Source organism: Streptomyces sp. NPDC025806 (genome assembly GCF_055558275.1).
Genome location: NZ_JBVHMU010000014.1, coordinates 17,194 through 38,600 on the forward strand (window position 1 = coordinate 17,194; position 21,407 = coordinate 38,600).

A 21,407-nucleotide genomic window follows, 5' to 3' on the forward strand; every position below is an offset into this window, starting at 1 on the left:
CGGGGGTTGCGGGGGGGGGGGGGGGTGGGGGGGGGGCGGGGGGGGGGGGGGCGGGGTCGGGGCGGGGGGGGGGGGGGGGGGGGGCTTCTCGCGCAGTTCCCCGCGCCCCTGAAATGCAGACCCTTCGGGTCGCATTTCCCCGATGAGATGCCGCACGAAGTGCGCATCTCGGGGGCGCGGGGAACTGCGCGACCAGCCGCCACCCAGCCGCACCCGGCTACGAGACCGGCGGAGCTACGGCGCTAGATCCGCTCCACGATCGTGGCGATGCCCATCCCCCCGCCGACGCACAACGTGGCCAGCCCGTACCGGAGGTCACGCCGCTCCAGCTCGTCGACAAGGGTGCCCAGGATCATCGCGCCGGTGGCCCCCAGCGGGTGGCCCAGAGCGATCGCACCCCCGTTGACGTTCACCTTGTCGAGGCTCAGCCCCATGTCCTTCACGAAGCGGAGCACCACCGCCGCGAACGCCTCGTTGATCTCGACGAGGTCGATGTCGTCGATGGTCAGCCCGGCCTTGGCGAGCGCCTTGCGGGTGGCCGGCGCGGGCCCGGTGAGCATGATGGTCGGCTCGGAGCCGGACACGGCCGCGGAGACGATCCGGGCGCGGGGCGTGAGCCCGTACCGCTCCCCCACCTCGCGCGAGCCGACGGCGACGAGGGAGGCGCCGTCGACGATGCCCGAGGAGTTGCCCGCGTGGTGGACGTGGTCGATCTTCTCGACCCAGTGGTACTTCTGCAGCGCCACCGCGTCGAAACCGCCGAGGTCGCCGATGTCCTTGAACGACGGCTTCAGCCGGGCCAGCGAGTCCGCGGTCGTGCCGGGGCGCAGGAACTCGTCGTGGTCGAGGACGGTGAGCCCGCTGCGGTCCTTGACCGGGACGACGGACCGCTCGAAGCGGCCGTCCTTCACGGCGGCGGCGGCCCGCTCCTGGGAGAGCGCCGCGTACTCGTCGACGTCGCGCCGCGAGAAGCCCTCGATGGTGGCGATGAGGTCGGCGCCGATGCCCTGCGGCACGAAGCCGGTGTCGAAGTTGGTCATCGGGTCGGCGAACCAGGCGCCGCCGTCGGAGGCCATCGGCACGCGCGACATGGACTCGACACCACCGGCGAGGACGAGGTCCTCCCAGCCGGAGCGGACCTTCATGGCGGCCAGGTTCACGGCTTCCAGGCCCGAGGCACAGAAGCGGTTCTCCTGGACACCGGCGACGGTGTCGGGCAGGCCGGCCGCGATGGCGGCGATGCGGGCGATGTCGGAGCCCTGGTCGCCGACCGGGCCGACGACGCCGAGGACGATGTCGTCGATCGCGGCGGGGTCGAGGTCGGGGAAGCGGGCGCGGATCTCGTGGATGAGCCCGACGACCAGGTCGATCGGCTTGGTGCCGTGCAGCGAGCCGTTGGGCTTGCCCTTGCCGCGCGGGGTGCGGATCGCGTCGTAGACGTACGCGTCTGTGGTCACGGAGGTGCCTTTCGGGGCTGTGGAGCTGTTCAGGACTTCGGAGGCTTCGCGGGCGTGCGGGAGGTCAGGCGAGCAGGGAGCGGCCGATGATCTCCTTCATGATCTCGGTGGTGCCGCCGTAGATGGTCTGGATGCGTCCGTCGGTGAAAGCCTTCGCGACGCGGTACTCGGTCATGTAGCCGTATCCGCCGTGCAGTTGGAGGCAGCGGTCGGCGACGCGCTTCTGCAGTTCGGTGGCCCACCACTTCGCCATGGAGGCGTGCACGGCGTCGAGCGTGCCGGCGTCGTGGTCCTCGATGCAGCGGTCGAGGAAGGCGCGGGTGACGGCGCACTCGGTGGCCATCTCGGCGATCTCGAACCGGATGTGCTGCTTGGTGGCGAGCGGCCGGCCGAAGGCCTCGCGCTCCTTCACGTACGTCGTGGTGATCTCCAGGAGGTGCTCGGCGGCGGCGATCGCGGCGACGGCGATGCCCATGCGCTCCTGCGCGAGGTTCGTCATCAGGTGGATGAACGCGCCGTCGAGCTCGCCGAGCAGATTCTCCTTCGGGACGCGGACGTCGTCGAAGAAGAGCTCGGCCGTGTCCTGGGACTTCTGGCCGATCTTGTCGAGGTTGCGGCCTCGCTCGAAGCCCTCCATGCCACGCTCGACGACGAGCAGGGACAGGCCGTGGGCGCCGCCTTCCTGCGTGGTCTTGGCGACGACGATGACGAGGTCGGCGAGGATCCCGTTGGAGATGAAGGTCTTGGAGCCGTTGAGCAGCCAGTGGTCGCCCTTGTCCTCGGCGCTGGTGCGGATGCCCTGGAGGTCGGATCCGGCGCCGGGCTCGGTCATGGCGATCGCCGTGATCAGCGAGCCGTCGCAGAAGCCGGGCAGCCAGCGCCGCTTCTGCTCGTCGGTGGCGAGGGAGGTGAGGTACGGGCCGATGATGTCGTTGTGCAGGCCGACCGCGAGACCGGGGACCCCGGCGCGGGTGAACTCCTCGGCGAGGACGGCGCTGTAGCGGAAGTCCTCGTTCCCGCCTCCTCCGTACTCCTCCGGGACGGCGAGGCCGAGCAGCCCCTGGCGTCCGGCGGCGCGCCAGACCTCGCGCGAGACGATGCCGTCCTGCTCCCACTGCTCGTAGTGCGGGGTGACCTCCTTGGCGAGGAAGGTGCGGACGGTCTCGCGGAACGCCTCGTGATCGGCGCTGTACAGGCGTCGCTCCATGCCGGTGCTCAACTGCCTTCCGTTGTCGTCTGGTCCAGTGCCGGTACGCCCCAGTCGCGGGCCACGTCGGCGGTGCCGGCGCCCGGCCGGGCGGGGCCCGAGCGGATGCCGGTGGGGGTGCGGGAGAAGCGCGGCGCGGGGGCCGGCTGGGTGATGCCGCCGTGCTCGACGAACGTGCCGCGGGCGGCGAGGTGCGGGTGGGAGGGGGCCTCGCGCAGGGAGAGCACAGGTGCCACGCAGGCGTCGGAGCCCTCGAAGACGGCGGTCCACTCCTCCCGCGTCCGTTCCTTGAAGCGCGCGGCGACCACGTCGTGCAGCTCGCCCCAGCGAGCGATGTCCTTGCGGGCGGGCGCCGGCTCTTCGAGGTCCATGAGCCGGATGAACTCGTCGTAGAACTGCTGCTCCAGGGCGCCGACCGCCATGTACTGGCCGTCGGCGGTCTCGTAGGTGCCGTAGAAGGGGCAGCCGCCGTCGAGGAGGTTGCTGCCCCGGCGGTCCTGCCAGCCGCCGGCCGCGAGCATGCCGTGGATCATCGAGGAGAGGTGGGACGTGCCGTCGACGATGGCGGCGTCGACGACCTGGCCCGGGCCGCCCGCGCGCGCGTGGTGCAGCGCGGCGAGGAGGCCGACGACCAGGTAGAGGGAGCCGCCCGCGTAGTCGCCGACGAGGTTGGCGGGCACGGTCGGGGCCTGGTCGGGCTCGCCGATCATGCCGAGGGTGCCGGTGAGGGCGATGTACGCGATGTCGTGTCCCGCGCGCTGGGCGAGCGGGCCCTCCTGGCCCCACCCCGTCATGCGGCCGTAGACGAGGCGCGGATTGCGGACGTGGCAGGCGTCGGGGCCCACGCCGAGGCGCTCGGCGACGCCGGGCCGGTAGCCCTCGATCAGGATGTCGGCGCGCTCGACGAGGTCCAGGACGCGGTCGGCGCCGTCCGGGGCCTTCAGGTCGATGATCACGGAGCGCTTGTTGCGGTTCGTGATGTCGAACGCCGGGTCGATCGCGAGGCCTCCGCCGCCGGGACGGTCGACGCGGACCACGTCGGCGCCCAGGTCGGCGAGGAGCATCGCCGCGAAGGGGCCCGGCCCGATCCCGGCGAGCTCGACCACCCGCACCCCGGCGAGCGGTCCGCTCCCGCCTGCTCCGGGCTGTCCGCCTGTCACTGTCATTCCGCCACGCCCCTGGGCTCGCTTGTGACACAACTGATGTAACACCAGTGATGCTATGAACGACCCCGGCCCGGCACAAGCCCTCACGAGCAAGCGCTTAGACATTTTCCCGGGGACCTCGGGGAGAGCCCGTGCGCGCCGCGCGCTAGCCTCGGCCACCGACAACGGCGCGGACGCGGGACAAGGGGTGTCATGAACAGGCCTGAAGAACCGGCCAGGACGTACGACGTGGTGCTGTTCGGAGCCACCGGCTTCGTCGGGGTGCTCACCGCCGAGTACCTCGCCGCGCACGCCCCCGAGGGCCTGCGCTGGGCGATCGCCGGCCGCGACACCGCGAAGCTGGAACGCCTGCGCGAGCGCCTCACGGGGATCGACCCGGCGTGCGCGGTGCTGCCGCTGGAGCGCGCGGACTCCGCCGACCCGGCGTCCCTGCGCGAGCTGGCCTCCCGCGCCCGCGTGGTGGCGTCGACCGTCGGCCCGTACTTGGAGTACGGGGAGGGGCTCGTCGCCGCGTGCGCCGAGGCGGGCACCGACTACGTGGACCTCACGGGCGAGCCGGAGTTCGTCGACCTCATGTACGTGCGGCACGACGCCCGCGCGCGCGAGACGGGCGCCCGCCTGGTCCACAGCTGCGGCTTCGACTCGGTCCCGCACGACCTGGGCGCGTACTTCACGGTGCGGCAGCTGCCCGAGGGCGTGCCGCTGCGCGTCGACGGGTTCGTGCGCTCCAACGCGCAGTTCTCGGGCGGCACGTTCGCCTCCGCGCTGAACCAGTTCGGGCGGGCCCGGCAGATGCTGGCCGCGCACCAGGACCGGCGCCGGCACCAGCCCCGCCTGGTGGGCCGTACGGCGTACGCGCCGACGGGCACCCCGCGGTACGCGCCCGAGGTCGGCGCCTGGGCCGTGCCGCTGCCGACGATCGACCCGCAGGTGGTGCAGCGTTCGGCGCGCGCCTTGGAGCGCTACGGCCCCGACTTCCGCTACCGGCACTACGCCGCCGTGAAGTCGCTGCCGGTCGCCGTCGGCGGGGTCGCCGCGGTGAGCGCGGTGTTCGCGGCGGCCCAGGTGCCGCCCGCGCGGCGGTGGCTCGGCGGACGGCTGCGCCCCGGGGACGGCCCGGGCGAGGCGCGCCGCGCGAAGAGCTGGTTCTCGGTGCGGTTCGTCGGCGAGGGCGGCGGGCAGCGCGTGTTCACCGAGGTGTCGGGCGGCGACCCGGGCTACGGCGAGACCGCGAAGATGCTGGCCGAGTCGGCGATGTGCCTCGCCCTGGACGAACTGCCTGCGACAGCAGGGCAGGTGACGACTGTTCAGGCCATGGGTGACGCCCTCCTGGAGCGACTCCAGGCAGCCGGACTCACCTTCCGGGTCGCGGCCCGGCGATGACGTCGAGCAGGGCGTCCCGGCACAGCCGGTCCGCCCTGCGGGTCGTCTCCGGGATCCGGAACTTCGGGGTCAGCGCGAGGACATGGGCGCAGGCGTTGTCCAGCGTCACGCGGTGCCCGACGGACACGTAGACCGGTTTGACCCCGACCCGGGTGCGCAGGGCGCGGCCGACCTCGTCGGCGCCGTCGAGGAGCGGGGCCGCGGCGCCCCGCTCCGGGCCGACCTCGCCGTGCGCGAACACGAACGGCTTCTTGGCGACGCCCACCGTGGGCAGGCCTGTGAGCACGCCGAGGTGGCTGGCGAGGCCGAAGCGGCGCGGGTGGGCGAGCCCGTAGCCGTCGCACACCACGAGGCCGGGGTCGGCGTCCAGCGCCTCCAGGGCGCCGAGGACGGCCGGGATCTCGCGGAAGGCCAACAGGCCCGGCACGTAGGGGAAGGCGACGCGGCCGACGGCCGTCGCCTCCTCCACGACGTCGAGGGTCGCCGCGTCGAGGACGACGGCGGCGGCGGCCACGACGCCGCGCTCGTCGTCGTAGGCGACGTCGATGCCGGTGACCGTGCCGGTGCCAGGTGTGGGCCCGGTCTCGTCACGCACGACGCGGTCGCGCAGCGCGTCCTGCACGGCCAAGGCCGCCGCCTCGTCCTCCGGCCAGCCCTCAGGGATCCCCGTGATCGTCCGCATGCCCTCACCTTAGACAGTCGGACAACGGGCCCCGCGCGGGCGGCAGTAGGGTGGCGATCATGTTCGTTCTCGAATTGACGTACACCGAACCCGCCGACCGCGTCGACGCGTTGCTGCCCGCCCACGTCGCGTGGCTGGACGCGCAGTACGCGGCCGGCACCTTCCTCGCCTCGGGCCGCAAGAACCCGCGCGACGGCGGCGTCATCCTGGCCACCGGATCGGACCGCGAGGCGATCGAGGCCCTCACCCTGACCGACCCGTTCGTGACCGGCGGCGTGTGCGCGTACCGGGTGACGGAGTTCTACGCCACGAAGACGTCCCCCGAACTGGCGGACCACCGCGACGAGTTGCCCGCCGACGCGTAGCCGCACCCGGTACCGCGCTCACACGCGGCTACCGGCCCGAGCGCGCCACCCGGCCCTTCTCGCCCGCCGCCCAGCACGCGCCGTCGCGGGTGCAGTCGACCGTGTCGAACGAACCGGTGTCGACGGTGCGCCAGGTGTGGCCGCCGTCGGTCGTGAGGTCGGTGCCGGTCGGGCCGACCGCCAGGGCCGCGGCGCGGCTGTGCGGGAGCCAGGCCACTCCGGAGCGGTAGGCGGGCGGCGGCTGGTCCGACGGGGTCCAGGAGCGGCCCGCGTCGCCGGTGACCGTGGCGGCCCGCGGGGACGCCTGGTCGGCGCGGTAGTCGCCGCCGACGGCGATGCCGTGCGCGCGGTCGCGGAAGGCGAGCCCGAAGACGCCGCGGGCCGGGTCGCCCGCCGGGACCGGCGTCTCGTGGGCGGTCCAGGTCAGGCCGCGGTCGCCGGAGTGCAGGACGCGGGCGGTCGCGCCGCCGCCGGTCGCGAGCCACACGTCGGAGCGGCCGGCCGAGACGAGGCACTGCCCGGACGCGGCGAAGCCCGCCTCCCCCGGCTGCGCGGCCGGCATGCCGGCGCTGGGCAGCACCTTCCAGGAGCGGCCGCCGTCCCCGGTGGACAGGATGCGGTACTTGCCGTCGACGGGGTCGCTCATGGCAAGCCCGTTGCGGTGGTCGAAGAAGGTGACGCAGTCGTAGAAGGCCTTCGGGTCCGGGTTGCGGAAGGACTCCGTCCAGGTCGCGCCGCCGTCGTCGGTGCGGAAGATCCGGGAGTCCTCGCCCTCCCCGATGGCCAGGGCCACGGCGCGGCGCGCGTCGAAGGCCTCGATGTCGCGCAGTTCGAGGCCGCTCGCGCCGGGCGGCGACACGTTCTCCCAATGGGTTCCGCCGTCGGTGGTGCGCAGCACGGTGCCGCGCGAGCCGGCGACCCAGGCGGTGGACCGGCTCACGGCGGCGAGGCCGCGGAAGCGGGCGTCGGTGCCCGTGTCCGTGAGCCGCCAGGCGCCGGGCGTGCCGGTTGTGCCGCTCGACGCGGGGGCGGGGGCCGCGCCGAGCGCGACGGCGCCGAGGACGGCCGCCGCGAGCACCGCGGCCCCCTTCGTTCCCGTCGTTCCCCCGCTCCGTGTGCGCGCCCTCTCCCCGGTGCGCAGGAACCTCAGTACTCTCGTTGCCCTCGATCTCCCCATGGCGCGCGAAGCTAGTGCAGCACCTCGGTGGCGTCCAGAGGGCCTCCAGGGCCTCAGGAGAAACAGGCGGGGCGCGGGCGACCGGAAACCGGTGACCGAGGTCACTCGTTTTTCGTCCGAGTTCCTGTGCACGGATCGGTCCGTTCCGCCGTCTATTCCAGTGAGGCCGTCCGAGCGTCGCCGGCCTCCGTCCAGCCTTCACAAGGGAGCAGGCGTTGTCCTTCGTCATCGAGCAAGCCGTTGAGGCCCGTCTCGTCGCCGCCGCGCCGCGCATGGCGAGCATCCCCGCGACCCTGCGCTACGACCTCCACGACCCGTTCGCCGTGCGCATGTCGTTCCCCGCACCGGCGACGCTGGAGGGTGTCGAGGTCTGCTGGACGTTCTCGCGGGAGCTGCTCGCGGCGGGAGTGGTGGACACGGTGGGCGCCGGTGACGTGCGGGTGCGCCCGTACGGCTACGACCGCACGGAGCTGGAGTTCCACGCGGTGGAGGGCACGGCGATCGTCCACATCCGCACCGGTGAGCTGCGGCGCTTCCTGGCGGACACGGAGGCGCTGGTGCCCGTGGGCGAGGAGTCGGCGTTCGTGGACGTGGACGGGGACCTGGCGGAGCTGCTGCGCGACGCCTGATCCGACGACTCCCCCGCGGGCCGGAGCCCGCCCCCGCGTAAATCCGTTGACGGGCCCCATGGCCCGCCCTACGGTGTACAACGGTTCTGTTGCCGTCGATCGGAGAAGGACGTTGCTCGTCTGAGGTCCTGAGACACCGCGCATGTCACGCAGTGCACGCGTACCCCGGCACATCCGGGTGTACGGCTGCCTTGCGGGCATGTCGTCGTGTGCGACCTCGGCCGTCCGAGCCGTCCGTCCGCTCCACCGCAACAGGCCCTTTTTTGTGGGCCCGTCGCCCGCGGTGTCTCGAACGCTTCGCATGTCCACCGTTCGTTCCGAGCACCCGCGAGGCCCGTATGTCAATGTCCCCCCATTCCCACGGCTCCGCCCCCGCGTCGATCGCCTGCACCGCCCTGTCCTACGCCTGGCCGGACGGCACCCCCGTCCTGGACGGGCTCCAGGTCGCCGTCGGCCCTGGCCGCACGGGCCTGATCGGCGTCAACGGGTCGGGGAAATCAACCCTGTTGAAGCTGATCGCCGGCGAGCTCAGGCCCTCGGAGGGCACCGTGCGGGTCGCCGGCGAGGTCGGCTACCTGCCGCAGAACGTCACGCTCGACACCGGGCGGCGCGTCGACGAGGTGCTCGGCATCGCCGCCGCCCGCGCCGCGCTGCACGCGATCGAGGGCGGCGACCCGAGCGAGGAGCACTTCACGGCGGTCGGCGACGACTGGGACGTCGAGGAGCGCGCGGCGGCGACCCTCTCCCAGCTCGGCCTCGGCCGCATCGACCTGGACCGCACCGTCGGCGAGGTGTCCGGCGGCGAGTCGGTGCTGCTGCGGCTCGCCGCCCTGCTCCTGCGCCGCCCCGACGTCCTGCTGCTCGACGAACCGACGAACAACCTGGACCTGCACGCGCGCCGGCGGCTCTACGCCGCCGTCGACGGCTGGTCCGGCGTCCTCGTCGTGGTCAGTCACGACCGTGAACTCCTGGAGCGCGTCGACCAGATCGCCGATCTGCGCGACGGCGAGGTCACCTGGTACGGAGGCAACTTCTCCGCCTACGAGGAGGCCCTCGCCGCGGAGCAGGAGGCAGCCGAGCGCATGGTGCGCGTCGCCGAGTCCGATCTGAAGAAGCAGAAGCGCGAACTGGCCGACGCCCATGTGAAGCTGGCCCGCCGCAAGCGGTACGGCCAGAAGATGTGGGACACCAAGCGCGAACCCAAGGTCGTCATGGGCGAACGCAAACGGCAGGCCCAGGTCGCGGCCGGCAAGCACCGCATCCTGCACGAGGAGAAGCTCGCCGAGGCCAAGGATCGTCTCGACGAAGCCGTCGAAGCGATCCGCGACGACGACGAGATCCGCGTCGATCTGCCGTTCACGGCGGTGCCGCCGGGCCGGCAGGTGCTCACGCTGCGTGAGCTGAAGCTCGCGTACGGGGCGCGTGTGGACGGCGAGTTCGAGCTGCGCGGCCCCGAGCGGATCGCGCTGGTCGGGCGCAACGGAGCGGGCAAGACGACGCTCCTGCGCACGATCGCCGGGGAGCTGGCGCCGGTCGAGGGAGAGGCGACGGCGCACGTGCCGCTGCGTTTCCTGCCCCAGCGCCTCGACGTGCTCGACGAGGAGGCGAGCGTCGCGGAGAACGTGGCCCGGTTCGCGCCGGACGCCACGGTCAACCGGATCCGGGCGCGGCTCGCCCGCTTCCTGTTCAAGGGGGCGAAGGCGGACCAGCTCGCGGGCACCCTGTCGGGCGGCGAGCGCTTCCGGGCGACGCTGGCCGCGCTCATGCTCGCCGAGCCGGCGCCGCAGCTCCTGCTGCTGGACGAGCCGACGAACAACCTCGACATGGCCAGCGTCCGACAGCTGACCTCGGCCCTGGAGTCGTACGAGGGGAGCCTGATCGTGGCGGGGCACGATCTGCCGTTCCTGGAGTCGATCGGCATCACGCGCTGGCTGCTGCTCGACGGCTGCCTGAAGGACACGACACGGGACGAGGTGCGCGCCGCCTGAGATGAAGCGCGGCCGGGAGGGGAGGTGTGACTTGCCTCTCAGTCCGGCCGCTGGGGCCCCTGGGGCGGGGACGGCTCTTTACCGAGCGCTTAACCTACGGGAACGTAACCTACGACACCGTAAGTAGATCCGCTCGTTCCGCCCGCTGTATCTCCGTCCCCAGGAGCCCTTCGTGACTGTCATCTCCCCCCGACTCGGTTCGTCGACCAGCTGGACCGACGCCCGGCTGCTGCACGCCCTGGAGGAAGTGGTCGAGAAGGAGCTCAACCGGCACCTGAAGGTCGCCAAGGACTGGATGCCGCACGAGTACGTGCCGTGGTCGGACGCGCGAAACTTCCCGGGCCTGTTCGAGGACGGCGAGGCGTGGGGCAAGGAGCAGTCCAAGGTCACCGAGATCGGCCGCACGGCCCTCGTGGTGAACCTCCTCACCGAGGACAACCTGCCCAGCTACCACCACGAGATCGCGTCGCTCTTCGGCCGTGACGGCGCCTGGGGCACCTGGGTGCACCGCTGGACCGCGGAGGAGGGCCGGCACGGCATCGTGATGCGCGACTACCTGCTCGCCTCCCGCGCCGTCGACCCGGACCAGCTCGAAGCGTTCCGCATGTCGCACATGAGCGAGGGCTTCGAGTCGGACAACCGGCACTCGATGCTGCACTCGGTCGCCTACGTGGCCTTCCAGGAGCTGGCCACCCGCATCTCGCACCGCAACACGGGCCACCAGTCCGGCGACCCGGTCTGCGACCGGATGCTGACCCGGATCGCCACGGACGAGAACCTGCACATGGTCTTCTACCGGAACCTGCTGAAGGCCGCCTTCGAGCTCGCCCCCGACCTGACCATGCAGGCCGTGCGCGACGTGGTCGTCGACTTCCGCATGCCCGGCCACGGCATCCCCGGCTTCGAGCGCGCCGCCGCGCAGATGGCCATCGGCGAGGTCTACAACCTGCGCATCCACCACGACGACGTGCTGCAGCCCGTGCTCCGCTTCCTGAAGATCATGGAGATCGACGGCCTGGGCCCGGAGGGTCTCAAGGCGCAGGAGGAGCTGGGCCTGTTCATGAACGGCCTGGACTCCGAGGCCGCCAAGTTCGACGAGAAGCTGGCCGCCCGCAAGGCCCGGATGGCGGCGCGCGCCGCCGCCAAGTGACCTGGCGGAAGCACCGCTCCGAGGAGTCCTAGGAGGAGCGCCTGATCTCGTGGCGCTCCTTCTCGGACAGTCCGCCCCAGACGCCGAAGCGTTCGTCGTGCTTCAGGGCGTACTCGAGGCAGGCCGGCCGGATCTCGCACATCCGGCAGATCATCTTGGCCTCGCGGACCGAGCTTCCGGGTTCGGGAAAGAAGAAGTCCCCGCCGGTCTGGGCGCACAGGGCCTGGTCCCGCCAGGTGGGGCCGGCAGGCGTGAGGGTCGTGTTCGCGTGCATGACGATCATGCTGCCGCGCGGCGCGAAACGTTCGATCAACGATGGATCAACGCCCCGCGCCGCGCACCCGTCACTGCTGGTTCGGGTCGCCCTTGATGACCGCGAAGCCCGCGCCGTAGGGGTCGGCGAGCTTGGCGATGCGGCCCACGCCGGGCAGGCTGACGGGCGCCAGGCGTACCGTACCGCCCAGCTCCTGCGTCCGGTCGGCGACCGCGTCGACGTCCGGCACATGGACGTACGGCGTCCAGTGCGCCCCGTCGGGCGCCTCCACGGGGTCCGCCTTCAGGGGCACCATCCCGCCGAACATGCCGTTCTCGTCGGTGCCCGCCGGGTTGACCGTCGTGTACGTGCCGCCGGGGAACTCCACGTCGTAGGCGCCCCAGCCGAGGACCGCCCCGTAGAAGGCCTTCGCCGCGGCCACGTCGGGGGTGTAGAGCTCCACCCAGTTCAGACCGCCGTCCTCGGTGACGTGCTCCAGGCCCTTGTTCGTCCCGGGCTGCCAGATGCCGAAGGAGGCGCCGGCCGGGTCGGCGAGGATCGCCATGCGGCCCAGATCCATGACGTCCATCGGCTGGAACAGCACCGCGCCGCCCGCCTTCTCGGCCGCCGCGGCGGTGGCGTCGGCGTCCGCGCTCTGGAAGTAGACGCTCCAGGCGGGCTGCCCCTGCTCCGGGGTGACGGTCATCGCGCCGGCCGTCGTGCGTCCGCCGAGCTGGAAGAGGCCGTATCCGCCGGTCTCGGGCGGGCCCGGCCGGAAGGACCAGCCGAACAGGCCCGTGTAGAAGGAGACGGCACCGTCCAGGTCCGGGGTGCCGAGGTCCATCCAGTTCGGCGCGCCGTCCGCGTAGTCGGTCGTGATCATGGTCGAGCCCTCCTCGTCGAGGGATGCGCGGGATGTACGACCGAGTCTTCCACCGACCGCCCCGCAGCGCCGTCGCACCACGCTGACCAGCACAGGTACGGACCAAAGGAAATCTTGGCCTCTTCATTCACCTTCTGAACAGAAACAAAAGATGGGAGCGCTCCCTGCCGCAAGTCTTGACGGCCTCGATCCCGCTCGCCACAGTGGGGCTCCCCCACACCCCCACGTGTCAGGAGTGCCGACCGTGATACCCCGGATCTCCCGCAGGACGTTTCTCGCCGGTGCCGGTGCGACCGCCGCGACGGCCGCCGTCTCGCTCACCGTCCCGTCGTGGACGGCGGGCGCCGCCGCCCCCACCACCTGTGAACTGGCCCTGGAGAACAAGTCGTTGAGCGGCACGGTGCGCGCGTACGTCACCGGCCACGAGCAGTCCACCGGCAACTGGGTGCTGCTGCGTGCCGACGGCGGCGTCTACCGGCCCGAGTCGCCGAGCGCCCCGCAGACCCCGCTGCCCGTGGACTGCGGGATCCCGCTGGGCGCGGCAGGTTCGGCGCCGAAGGTGGTGACGTTGCCTCAGATGTACGGCGCCCGCGTCTACTTCGTCCGCGACGACACCCTCGACTTCTTCCTCAACCCGGGCCCCGGACTCGTCGAGCCGGCGTTCGCGACGCCCACGGACGCCAACTACGGCAAGACCTGGTCGTTCTGCGAGTTCACCTTCAACTCCGACCAGCTGTACGCCAACATCAGCTACGTCGACCTGGTCACCGCCCTGCCCATCGGGCTCACGTTGGAGGGCGACGCCACGCACACGGTGGCCCCGCTGCCGGACGGAGCCGTCGAGAAGATCGCGGCCGACCTCACCGCGCAGGCCGGCGCGGACGGACAGCCCTGGGACCGGCTCGTCATCCGGGGCGGCGACGGAAAGGTGCTGCGCGTGATCTCCCCGCAGAACCTGATGGCGCCCTACTTCGACCGGCCCGACGAGATGCCCTTCCGCGATGTGTGGAACGGGTACATCGACCGGGTCTGGGAGAAGTACCGCGGCACGGACCTGAGGATCGATCTCCAGGGCGGGCGGGGCGTGTTCACCGGCCGGGTCAGCGGCGACACGCTCACCTTCGACGGCGGGCACACCTTCGCCAAGCCCACGTCGAAGGACGTCTTCACCTGCAACCACGGGCCGTTCGCCAACAACCCGGCCGACCCCGACGACAAGAAGGGCCTGCTGGCCCGGCTCGCCGCCGGATTCAACCGCAGCATCATGCTCACCCACCCCGAGCAGCCGAACGGCACGACGTCCGGCGACTACTACCAGGACGCGACCACGAACCACTGGGCGCGGGTCGTGCACGCCAACTCGCCCATCGGGTACGCCTTCCCCTACGACGACGTACGGCCCGACGGGCAGCCGGACGTGTCCGGCGCGGCCCACGACGGCAATCCGCGCCGGTTCACGGTGAGCGTCGGCGCGTAGCGTCTCGCGCAAGGTCAGGCACGGGCGTCCTCGCGGATCAGTTCCACCGCGCGCTCCGCGAGGGCGACCGTCGGGGCGTGCGTGTGGCCGCGCGTGATGCGCGGCATGACCGAGGCGTCGACGACCCGCAGCGCCTCCACCCCGCGCACCCGCAGCCGCGGGTCGGTCACCGCGTCCGGGTCGGCGCCCATCCGGCAGGTGCCGACCGGGTGGTAGAGCGTCTCGGCGCCCGCCCGGATCGCGCCGGCCAGCGCCTCGTCGTCGACGACACCCGGGTAGCCGCCCATCGGGGCCGAGCGCAGCGGGCGCAGGGCCGGGTCGTCGAACAGTTCCTCGGCGCGCCGGACCCCGGCGATCAGGGTGCGCAGGTCCTCCTCGTCGGTGAGGTAGCCGGGGTCGATGCGGGGTGCGGCTCCGGCACCGGTCGGGGTGATGCGGCCGACGCTGCGCGGCTGGAGCAGGACGACGCCTACGGTGAGGCCGTGCTCGGTGGGCGGGGTGAGCCCGTGCCCGATGAACGGCACCGGGGCGTAGATCAACTCGATGTCGGGGGCGGAGAGTTCGGGCCGGGTCGCGACGAAGGCGACGGCCTCGCCGACGTTCGAGGTGAGCGGGCCACGGCCGCGCAGCAGAAAGCGGGCGATGTTCGCGGGGGTGTCGGCGCCGGTCAGCGAGACGGGGTGCGGGGTGCGGACGGTCACCGCGTACGAGAGGTGGTCCTGGAGCCGTCGGCCGACGCCCGGGGACACGACCCGGGTCTCGATGCCCGCGGCGGCGAGGTCGTCGGGGTCGCCGATGCCCGCCTGCTGGAGCAGGTGCGGGGAGCCGATGGCGCCGGCCGCGAGGATCACCTCGCGGGTGGCGCGCAGAACACCGGCCGTGACGCCCTCGGCGACGACGCCGGCGGCGCGGGTGCCGTCGAAGTCGATACGGGTGACGCGGGCGTCGGTGTGGATGTCGAGGTTGGGGCGGCGCGCGGCGGGCTTCAGGTAGCCGTCGGCGGCGCTCCAGCGGCGGCCCTTGTACTGGTTGAGCGGGGTGAGCGCGAACCCGGAGTGGTCGGGCTCGTTCAACTCCCCCAGTTCCTTGAGTCCTTGGGCCCGGCAGGCGTCGAGGAAGGCGGCGGTGGTGGGGTTCGGGTCGCGCGGCGGGGAGATGTGCAGCGGTCCGAGCCGTCCGTGCGCGGAGTCCTCGCCCGGGGCGCCGTGCCAGCGTTCGGCGCGCCGGAAGTAGGGGACGAGCCGGTCGTGCCCCCACTCCTCCCCGGCGGCCTCGCCCCAGGCGTCGTAGTCGTCGCGGTGGCCGCGCACCCACATCATGGCGTTGATCGACGACGAGCCGCCGAGGGTGTGCCCGCGCGGCCAGTACAGCTCCCGCCGGTCCAGTCCGGGCTGTTCGCAGGTCGCGTAGTCCCAGTCGTACGCCGTCTTGAAGAGCTTCGGGAACGCGGCCGGGATCCGGATCTCGCTCTTGCGGTCGCGCGGCCCGGACTCGACGAGGGCCACGCGGACGCCCGGGTCCTCCGAGAGCCGCCCGGCGAGCACACAGCCCGCCGACCCGGCCCCGACGATGACGTAGTCGTACGTACGGTCCTTGCTCAACTCGGCTCCCTCGACGGCTGATCGGCGCGTTCAGGTTCACCGCTGGTCTACACCCGGGCGGGGGCGGGCGTACATAAGCGGTTGTCCCGGCGCCGGGCCGGACCGCATGATCGCGCCATGCAGGAGTTCACTCCCCGGACGCCGGACCACGCTCTGCGTCCCTACGCGCGGATACCGGCGCGCATCCGCACCCGGCTGGTGCGGGCCTCGACGGTGGACGCGGCCGGGCACGCGCACTGGCTGCTCGCGGACCGGCGCGCGCGGGTGCCGTACGACGCGCTGGTCGTCTCGGTCGCCCCGGACGGCACGTCGCGCGAGACGACGCTGCGGGGCGTGGGGGCGCGGCACCCGCGGTTCGACGCGCTGCCCGAGGGCGGCTTCGTCGTGGCGAGTGCCCGGGCCCGGCGCACCGACTCCGACCAGGTGCAGGTCTTCGACGCGCTCGGAGAGGTCATCCGCACCTTTCACGTGGGGGACGCGATCGAGCATCTCCTCGCGGACGAGACCGGTGACCTGTGGGTGGGGTACTTCGACGAAGGCGTGTACGGGGACGACGAGTTGAGCCGTGCCGGGCTGCGGCGGTGGAGCGCGGCGGGTGCGGCGTCGTGGGCGTACGAGCCGCCTGACGGGACGCGGCACATCTCGGATCTGTACGCCTTGAACGTCGCGGGGACGCAGGCGTGGTCCTGCGCCTACACGGACTTCGAGCTGGTCCTCAACCGCCCGGGGCGCCCGCCCGTCGTCCGGAAGAACCCGGTCCGTGCCGCCAGGGCCCTGGCCGTGCACGGCGCGCGCGTCGCGTTCCTCGGCGGGTACGGGGACGACCACGACCGGCTCGTCGACTGCGATCTCGTCGGGCTCGAGGTCCGGCCGGTCACGACCGGCCGGCTGACCGGGCCCGGCGGGGCCCCGCTGAAGGGGCGCCGCCGGGTGGTGGCCCGGGGGCCGCGCCTCTACGTGCAGGAGGCGCCGTGCGCCGAGTGGTGGGTGTTCGACCTCTCGGCGTCGTAGAGGTCAGGCGGCGGTGGCGCGGATCCCCTTGCGCGCCAGCACCCAGTAGGCGAGGCCCGCGACGACCATGCCGACCGGGAGCGCGAGGTCGACGCCGTCGAAGACGGTGGCGAGCGGGCCCGTGTACAGGGTGTTGACACAGAGTCCCGAGGCGACGGCGCCGAGGAGGAGGGCGCTCGCGCCGGACCAGTTGACGCCGCCGCGGAACCAGTAGGGGCCGCCCCGGGACTCGTCGCCGAGGGCAGCGCCGTCGTAGCGGTTGCGGCGCAGGACGATGTCGGTCGCGTAGACGGCCACGCTGGGGCCGAGGAGGACGACGGTCAGCTGGAGGACGTTGCTGACGGTGTCGAGGAAGTTCGAGATCAGCAGGCCGTACAGGGTCAGGGCGACGGCCGCGGTGCCGTCGAACAGGACGCTGACGGTGCGGCGGATGCGCAGGCCGACGGCCTGGAGGGCGAGGCCCGCGCTGTACGCGGTCAGGGCGTTGATCGAGATGGTGCCGAGCACGAGGGCCAGCAGGAAGACCGGGGTGAACCAGCCGGGAAGGATCTTCGCCAGGCCGCTCTGCGGGTCGCTCATGTCGACGACGGTCGCGCCGAACACGCCGAGGGAGCAGACGATCATGCTGGGCAGGAAACCGCCGAGCGCGGTCCAGCCGAGGACGGCCTTCTTCGACGTCGTGCGCGGCAGGTAGCGGGAGAAGTCGGCGCTGGTGGTGTACGAGAGCGGGCCGGAGGCGATGAGGGTGACGCCCGCGACGGCGACGGCCCACAGGTCGACGCCGTGCAGCGGTTCGGCCGGCACGTACGCGTAGTCGGCGTGCCGGAACACGGCGACGGCGACGACGGCGAAGGCGGCGCCGAGCACGAGGGTGATCGGGACGTAGAGCCGCATGATCACGGCGTGGCCGTAGACGCTGATGGTCAGCGTGAGCGCGGCGATGACCACGACGACGGCCACCTTGACGGGGGTGGTCGCCGGGATGCCCGCCTTCTCGACGAGGGCGAAGGCGGCGACCGCGGCGGCGGCCAGGTTCAGGGCGAAGTAGCAGACCGAGACGAGCCAGCCGGTGACCGCGTTGTTGACGCGGTTGCCGATGACGCCGAAGAGCGCGCGGGTGATCACCTCGCTGGGGGCGCCGGCGGCGGGGCCCGACACGGCGAGCAGACCGGTCAGGATCCAGAAGAGGTTGCCGACGAAGAGGACGGCGAGGGCCTGCCAGAGCGTGAGACCCATGAGGATCAGCGCGCCGCCCATGACGAGGCTGAGGTAGTTCACGTTCGTGGCCGCCCAGACGGCGAACAGGTCGCGGGGCCGGCCGCGCCGTTCGGAGTCGGGGATCTGGTCGATACCGTGGGCCTCGATGCGTCCGGCGGGACGGTCCTGGGGCGGGGTGGTGGGGCGATCCGTTTCCGGGGTCTTCTTGGGGAGCGTCGACGCCATGGAGGGCCTCCGGTGTCCTGATGCACGGCGGCCGCACGACCGCTTGCCTATTGGTCGCACACTCAATAGTGTGCCCGGCATGCCGTCAAGCGTTGAGCGCAAACGAATCCGAAAATCTCCGGCCGCACGACGTGCGGAAATCGTTGCGAAGGCCGCCGAGATTGCGCTTTCCGATGGTTTGGAGAGCATCACGCTGCGCCGGATCGGCGAGGAGCTCGACGTCCGCCCGGGGCTGGTGAGTCACTACTTCCCCTCGGCGGAGGAGCTGGTCGCGGAGGCCTTCGGGGACGCGGCGAGCGGCGAGCTGGACGCGCTGATCCCACCGGCCGCCCCGGACACGGACCCCACGGCGCGGCTCGCCGCGTTCTTCGCCCTCACGAGCGGGCCCGCGTGGAACGACATCAGCGCGCTGTGGGTGAACGCCCGGCACCTCGGCCGCCACCGGCCCGCGCTGAGCTCCCGCGTCGCCGAGCAGGAGGCGGCCTGGCGCGACCGGCTGTCCGGGCTGCTCGCGGACGGGGTGGCGCGCGGCGCGTTCCGCACCCCCGACCCGGTGGTGACCGCCCAGATGATCCTCGTCGTCCTGGACGGGCTCGGCGCCGACGCCGGGGCCGAGCACGACGTGCTGCCCCCGGCCGTGCGCCGCATGGCGATCACTCTCGCCGAGCACGAACTGGGCCTGGAAAAGGGCGCGTTGGCCCCGTACTGACCGGCACCTCACCCCGCACGGCGCCGCACGGACGGCGCCCCGATCACGGATCCGGAGCACCGCACCATGCACCCGCAGCTCGTCCTCCTCTCCGCCCGGCTGCTCGACCCGGCCGCGGGCGGCTTCCTGTCGTACAGTGCGCTCGCCGTACGGCCCGACGGCACGATCAGCGCGCTCGGCGACGACCACGCCATCCGTTCGCTCGTCGGCCCCGGCACGACCGTGATCGACCTCAAGGGCGCGGTCGTCACCCCGGGCCTGGTCGACGGCCACGTCCACCCGGCCTCCGGCGCCGAGCTCACCCGGGGCCTGGACCTGACCCGCTGCACGGACCTCGCCGAGGTGCGGGCCGCGCTCGCCGAGGAGCGGCGGCACCTCGCGCCCGGCGCCTGGCTGCACGCCTGGGGCCTGGACCCCAACGTGTTCGGCGACCGGCCCGTCGCCGCCGATGCGCTCGCCCCCGTGCTGGACGGCGTGCCCGCGCTCCTTCAGCTCTTCGACGGGCACTCCCTGCTGGCGAGCGCGGAGGCCCTCGCCCGGGCCGGGGTCGACGGCCCCCGCACCTTCGACCAGGCGGCCGAGGTCGTCTGCGACGCGGACGGACGGCCGACCGGGCTGCTCCTGGAGGACGCCGCCTGCGAGCTGGTGATGCGCGTCGCGCCGCAGCCCACGCGCGCGGAGCGCCGCGAGCGGCTCGCGCGGGTGCTCCGCGGCATGGCCGCCTCCGGCCTGACCGGCGGCCACGCGATGGAGGCCGACGCGGACAGCACCGCCCTGTTCGCCGAGCTCGACGCGGCCGGTGAACTGCCGCTGCGGCTGCGGCTCGCCCCCTGGTGCCAGCCGGGCGCCGACGCCGACCGGCTCCGCGAGCTGATCGAACTCCAGGGCACGGGTGGCGAGTTGTGGCGCACCGCGGGCGTGAAGCTGTTCATGGACGGCACCGTGGACAACGGCACCGCATGGCTGGAGCGGCCCGACTGCCACGGCGAGTCCACGCACGCGTTCTGGCCCGACCCCGCCGACTACACGCACGTCGTCACCGAACTCCACCGGGCGGGCGTGCCGACGGCGACGCACGCGATCGGGGACGCGGCCGTGCGCCACGTCCTCGACTCCGTCGCGAAGGCGCGCGCCGAGGCCCCCGGCGGCGTACGGCACCGGGTCGAGCACATCGAGACGGTGCCGGACGACACGGTGAGCCGCTTCGCCGAGCTGGACGTGGTCGCGTCCATGCAGCCCACGCACTGCTGCGACTTCACGCGCGCCGACCACACCGACAACTGGTCGCGCCGGCTCGGCGAGGAGCGGGCGGGACGGGCCTGGCGCTGCCGCGACCTGTGGGACGCCGGGGCCCGCGTGGTGCTCGGCTCGGACTGGCCGATCGCCCCCTACCCCCCGCTCGGCGTCCTCGCGGGCGCCCGCCACCGCCGCCCGACCCGCGACCTGACCCTCCCGCCGCACGGCCCCGACCAGGCCCTGACGGGAGCCGAGGCGCTGCGCGCGATGACCCTGAACGCGGCGTACGCCGCCGGGGAGGAGCGGATCACGGGCCGGATCGCCCCCGGCTTCCGCGGCGACCTGTCGGTCTTCGCGGCGGACCCGACAGCGGTCGACGCCCGGGAACTCCCGGACCTGGCGGTGCGGTTGACGGTGGTCGGCGGTCGGGTGACGCACCGGGCGGCCGATCTGTAGGCCGTCGGCCGGGGCCCGCCGTCAGTGATGCGGCGGGTCGTACCCCGGTATCGAGCCGTCGGACTTCCTGACCAGGAACAGGCCGGCCATGCCCATGTCGGAGTGGCTCTGGACGTGGCAGTGGTACATCCAGGCGCCCGCGCCGACGCCCTCCCCGGCGATGAACTGGAAGCCGAAGGAGTCGGCCGGGCCGCAGATCTTGTTGTCGAGGACCTGGGTGGGGTCGTCGGGGCCGGTCAGCGTGCCGGTGCGGTTGTCCGCCCAGCGATGACCGTGCAGGTGGAACGTGTGGTAGTACTCGCCGTGCGTGATCATCACGATCTCGACGCGGTCGCCGGCGGTCGCCTCGAAGGTGGGGGCCTCGTGGGCGGCCTTGTTGTTGATCGTCATGTCGTTGAAGACGATCGTGAAGGTCTTGCCGGGGTCGGGCAGGACGTCGCCCTTGCGGCGCACGATCACCGGACCGTACAGGCCTTTGCGGATGCCGCCCGTGCCGTGGTCGGTGCCCACGACGTGGTCGTGGTAGTGCCAGTAGCCGGCCGAACCCGCCCGCCAGGTGCCGTCCTTGCGGCGGCCCGGGGCGTGGGTGCGCCAGGTGTAGGTGCGGGTGCCGCCGGGCTCGACGTGGCTGCGGTTCATGCGCGTGCCGTCGCTGGAGATCTCGTAGTCCATCCCGTGGACGTGCAGGCTCGCGTCGGCGTCCGTGAGGTTCTCGAACTCGATGTGCAGGGTGTCGCCCTCGTTGAGCTCGATCAGCGGGCCCGGGATCGACGCCTTGCCCTTCTCGAAGCCGTAGCCGAGCTGACCGTCCGCGAGTTTCTCGGCGTACATCGTGATCCGTCTCACCTCGCCACCCGCGGGCGCGGTGAGCGGCGGAGTGTCGGCGCCGGCCGCGGGTGCGGCCGCCGCCGCGAGGGACAACGATGTCACCCCGGCCGTGGCGGCCACCGCGCCGCCGATCAGCATCCGGCGGCTGAGTGCGCGTCTGTCCTCCTCGGTGGCCCGGTGCTCCTGATGAGCCGTGCTGCGGTTCGGTTCGTCGCGTTCCGTCACGGACAACTCCCCACCCTCGTACGGGCTTTCACGTCGCGTGGGGCACCGTAGCCACCTGATCTTCGTTTATCCACACCCAGG

At 72.6% G+C, this 21,407-nt stretch carries 19 protein-coding genes; 9 read left to right on the forward strand and 10 right to left on the reverse strand.

The window, feature by feature from the left end:
• Positions 1 to 242 precede the first annotated feature (242 nt).
• The 3 genes from ACZ4E1_RS28260 to ACZ4E1_RS28270 all read right to left on the reverse strand — a co-directional run bounded on the left by ACZ4E1_RS28260 (position 243) and on the right by ACZ4E1_RS28270 (position 3,830).
• Positions 243 to 1,457: an acetyl-CoA C-acetyltransferase gene (locus ACZ4E1_RS28260; protein ID WP_467544422.1), complete on the reverse strand. Its 1,215-nt coding sequence runs from the start codon at positions 1,455 to 1,457 to the stop codon at positions 243 to 245.
• 64 nt (positions 1,458 to 1,521) lie between these two features.
• Complete coding sequence (locus ACZ4E1_RS28265) at positions 1,522 to 2,664, reverse strand: acyl-CoA dehydrogenase family protein (RefSeq protein ID WP_467544425.1); 1,143 nt, start codon at positions 2,662 to 2,664, stop codon at positions 1,522 to 1,524.
• 8 nt (positions 2,665 to 2,672) lie between these two features.
• A complete protein-coding gene (locus tag ACZ4E1_RS28270; protein ID WP_467544428.1) occupies positions 2,673 to 3,830 on the reverse strand; it encodes a CaiB/BaiF CoA transferase family protein in 1,158 nt (385 codons plus the stop codon).
• 192 nt (positions 3,831 to 4,022) lie between these two features.
• Here ACZ4E1_RS28270 and ACZ4E1_RS28275 point away from each other — a divergent pair, with 192 nt between their 5' ends.
• A complete protein-coding gene (locus ACZ4E1_RS28275) occupies positions 4,023 to 5,213 on the forward strand; it encodes a saccharopine dehydrogenase family protein (protein ID WP_467544431.1) in 1,191 nt (396 codons plus the stop codon).
• Here the strand turns inward: ACZ4E1_RS28275 and ACZ4E1_RS28280 are convergent.
• Entirely contained in the window at positions 5,185 to 5,895 is a 711-nt protein-coding gene (locus ACZ4E1_RS28280) for an endonuclease V (RefSeq protein WP_467544435.1), read from the reverse strand. The genes ACZ4E1_RS28275 and ACZ4E1_RS28280 overlap by 29 nt on opposite strands.
• 59 nt (positions 5,896 to 5,954) lie before the next feature.
• On the opposite strand from ACZ4E1_RS28280, the gene ACZ4E1_RS28285 reads away from it, so the two are divergent.
• Complete coding sequence (locus ACZ4E1_RS28285; RefSeq protein ID WP_467544439.1) at positions 5,955 to 6,260, forward strand: YciI family protein; 306 nt, start codon at positions 5,955 to 5,957, stop codon at positions 6,258 to 6,260.
• Between the two features lie 28 nt (positions 6,261 to 6,288).
• Here the strand turns inward: ACZ4E1_RS28285 and ACZ4E1_RS28290 are convergent, their stop codons facing one another.
• Positions 6,289 to 7,338: a WD40/YVTN/BNR-like repeat-containing protein gene (locus tag ACZ4E1_RS28290; RefSeq protein WP_467544443.1), complete on the reverse strand. Its 1,050-nt coding sequence runs from the start codon at positions 7,336 to 7,338 to the stop codon at positions 6,289 to 6,291.
• A 314-nt stretch (positions 7,339 to 7,652) separates the two neighbouring features.
• Between ACZ4E1_RS28290 and ssgD the strand changes: the two genes are divergently transcribed.
• The 3 genes from ssgD to ACZ4E1_RS28305 all read left to right on the forward strand — a co-directional run bounded on the left by ssgD (position 7,653) and on the right by ACZ4E1_RS28305 (position 11,204).
• Positions 7,653 to 8,066 (forward strand): spore wall synthesis regulator SsgD, encoded by a 414-nt coding sequence (gene ssgD, locus ACZ4E1_RS28295; protein WP_467544446.1) that lies wholly within the window; start codon positions 7,653 to 7,655, stop codon positions 8,064 to 8,066.
• Between the two features lie 344 nt (positions 8,067 to 8,410).
• Entirely contained in the window at positions 8,411 to 10,054 is a 1,644-nt protein-coding gene (locus tag ACZ4E1_RS28300; RefSeq protein ID WP_467544449.1) for an ABC-F family ATP-binding cassette domain-containing protein, read from the forward strand.
• Between the two features lie 172 nt (positions 10,055 to 10,226).
• Positions 10,227 to 11,204 (forward strand): acyl-ACP desaturase, encoded by a 978-nt coding sequence (locus ACZ4E1_RS28305; RefSeq protein ID WP_467544451.1) that lies wholly within the window; start codon positions 10,227 to 10,229, stop codon positions 11,202 to 11,204.
• Between the two features lie 28 nt (positions 11,205 to 11,232).
• Here ACZ4E1_RS28305 and ACZ4E1_RS28310 read toward each other — a convergent pair whose 3' ends face one another.
• Together ACZ4E1_RS28310 and ACZ4E1_RS28315 are read right to left on the reverse strand one after the other, a co-directional pair.
• Positions 11,233 to 11,478: a WhiB family transcriptional regulator gene (locus tag ACZ4E1_RS28310; protein WP_188335894.1), complete on the reverse strand. Its 246-nt coding sequence runs from the start codon at positions 11,476 to 11,478 to the stop codon at positions 11,233 to 11,235.
• Positions 11,479 to 11,548: 70 nt separating this feature from the next.
• Entirely contained in the window at positions 11,549 to 12,340 is a 792-nt protein-coding gene (locus tag ACZ4E1_RS28315) for a VOC family protein (RefSeq protein ID WP_467544454.1), read from the reverse strand.
• Between the two features lie 247 nt (positions 12,341 to 12,587).
• Here ACZ4E1_RS28315 and ACZ4E1_RS28320 point away from each other — a divergent pair, with 247 nt between their 5' ends.
• Positions 12,588 to 13,817 carry a glycoside hydrolase family 64 protein gene (locus tag ACZ4E1_RS28320; protein WP_467544785.1) on the forward strand — a complete coding sequence of 410 codons (1,230 nt, stop codon included), beginning with the start codon at positions 12,588 to 12,590 and terminating at the stop codon, positions 13,815 to 13,817.
• A 14-nt stretch (positions 13,818 to 13,831) separates the two neighbouring features.
• Here ACZ4E1_RS28320 and ACZ4E1_RS28325 read toward each other — a convergent pair whose 3' ends face one another.
• Complete coding sequence (locus tag ACZ4E1_RS28325) at positions 13,832 to 15,418, reverse strand: GMC family oxidoreductase (protein WP_467544456.1); 1,587 nt, start codon at positions 15,416 to 15,418, stop codon at positions 13,832 to 13,834.
• Positions 15,419 to 15,535: 117 nt separating this feature from the next.
• On the opposite strand from ACZ4E1_RS28325, the gene ACZ4E1_RS28330 reads away from it, so the two are divergent.
• The gene (locus tag ACZ4E1_RS28330; RefSeq protein WP_467544458.1) at positions 15,536 to 16,429 is read left to right on the forward strand and encodes a hypothetical protein; all 894 of its coding nucleotides are present in this window, start codon (positions 15,536 to 15,538) and stop codon (positions 16,427 to 16,429) included.
• Between the two features lie 3 nt (positions 16,430 to 16,432).
• On the opposite strand, the gene ACZ4E1_RS28335 is transcribed toward ACZ4E1_RS28330, so the two are convergent.
• Entirely contained in the window at positions 16,433 to 17,872 is a 1,440-nt protein-coding gene (locus ACZ4E1_RS28335; RefSeq protein WP_467544461.1) for a purine-cytosine permease family protein, read from the reverse strand.
• 178 nt (positions 17,873 to 18,050) lie between these two features.
• On the opposite strand from ACZ4E1_RS28335, the gene ACZ4E1_RS28340 reads away from it, so the two are divergent.
• Positions 18,051 to 18,581 (forward strand): TetR/AcrR family transcriptional regulator, encoded by a 531-nt coding sequence (locus tag ACZ4E1_RS28340; protein WP_467544465.1) that lies wholly within the window; start codon positions 18,051 to 18,053, stop codon positions 18,579 to 18,581.
• Between the two features lie 66 nt (positions 18,582 to 18,647).
• Positions 18,648 to 20,273, forward strand: coding sequence for an amidohydrolase (locus tag ACZ4E1_RS28345; protein WP_467544468.1), 1,626 nt, complete (start codon positions 18,648 to 18,650; stop codon positions 20,271 to 20,273).
• 21 nt (positions 20,274 to 20,294) lie between these two features.
• Here the strand turns inward: ACZ4E1_RS28345 and ACZ4E1_RS28350 are convergent, their stop codons facing one another.
• Positions 20,295 to 21,239: a multicopper oxidase domain-containing protein gene (locus ACZ4E1_RS28350; protein ID WP_467544787.1), complete on the reverse strand. Its 945-nt coding sequence runs from the start codon at positions 21,237 to 21,239 to the stop codon at positions 20,295 to 20,297.
• Between the last annotated feature and the right edge of the window lie 168 nt (positions 21,240 to 21,407).

Coding starts and splice junctions, on each gene's coding strand:
- ACZ4E1_RS28265 (WP_467544425.1), bottom strand. CDS start 2,664: ATGGAGCGACGCCTGTACAGCGCCGATCACGAGGCGTTCCGCGAGACC.
- ACZ4E1_RS28270 (WP_467544428.1), bottom strand. CDS start 3,830: ATGACAGTGACAGGCGGACAGCCCGGAGCAGGCGGGAGCGGACCGCTC.
- ACZ4E1_RS28275 (WP_467544431.1), top strand. CDS start 4,023: ATGAACAGGCCTGAAGAACCGGCCAGGACGTACGACGTGGTGCTGTTC.
- ACZ4E1_RS28280 (WP_467544435.1), bottom strand. CDS start 5,895: ATGCGGACGATCACGGGGATCCCTGAGGGCTGGCCGGAGGACGAGGCG.
- ACZ4E1_RS28285 (WP_467544439.1), top strand. CDS start 5,955: ATGTTCGTTCTCGAATTGACGTACACCGAACCCGCCGACCGCGTCGAC.
- ACZ4E1_RS28300 (WP_467544449.1), top strand. CDS start 8,411: ATGTCCCCCCATTCCCACGGCTCCGCCCCCGCGTCGATCGCCTGCACC.
- ACZ4E1_RS28310 (WP_188335894.1), bottom strand. CDS start 11,478: ATGCACGCGAACACGACCCTCACGCCTGCCGGCCCCACCTGGCGGGAC.
- ACZ4E1_RS28315 (WP_467544454.1), bottom strand. CDS start 12,340: ATGATCACGACCGACTACGCGGACGGCGCGCCGAACTGGATGGACCTC.
- ACZ4E1_RS28330 (WP_467544458.1), top strand. CDS start 15,536: ATGCAGGAGTTCACTCCCCGGACGCCGGACCACGCTCTGCGTCCCTAC.
- ACZ4E1_RS28335 (WP_467544461.1), bottom strand. CDS start 17,872: ATGGCGTCGACGCTCCCCAAGAAGACCCCGGAAACGGATCGCCCCACC.
- ACZ4E1_RS28345 (WP_467544468.1), top strand. CDS start 18,648: ATGCACCCGCAGCTCGTCCTCCTCTCCGCCCGGCTGCTCGACCCGGCC.
- ACZ4E1_RS28350 (WP_467544787.1), bottom strand. CDS start 21,239: ATGCTGATCGGCGGCGCGGTGGCCGCCACGGCCGGGGTGACATCGTTG.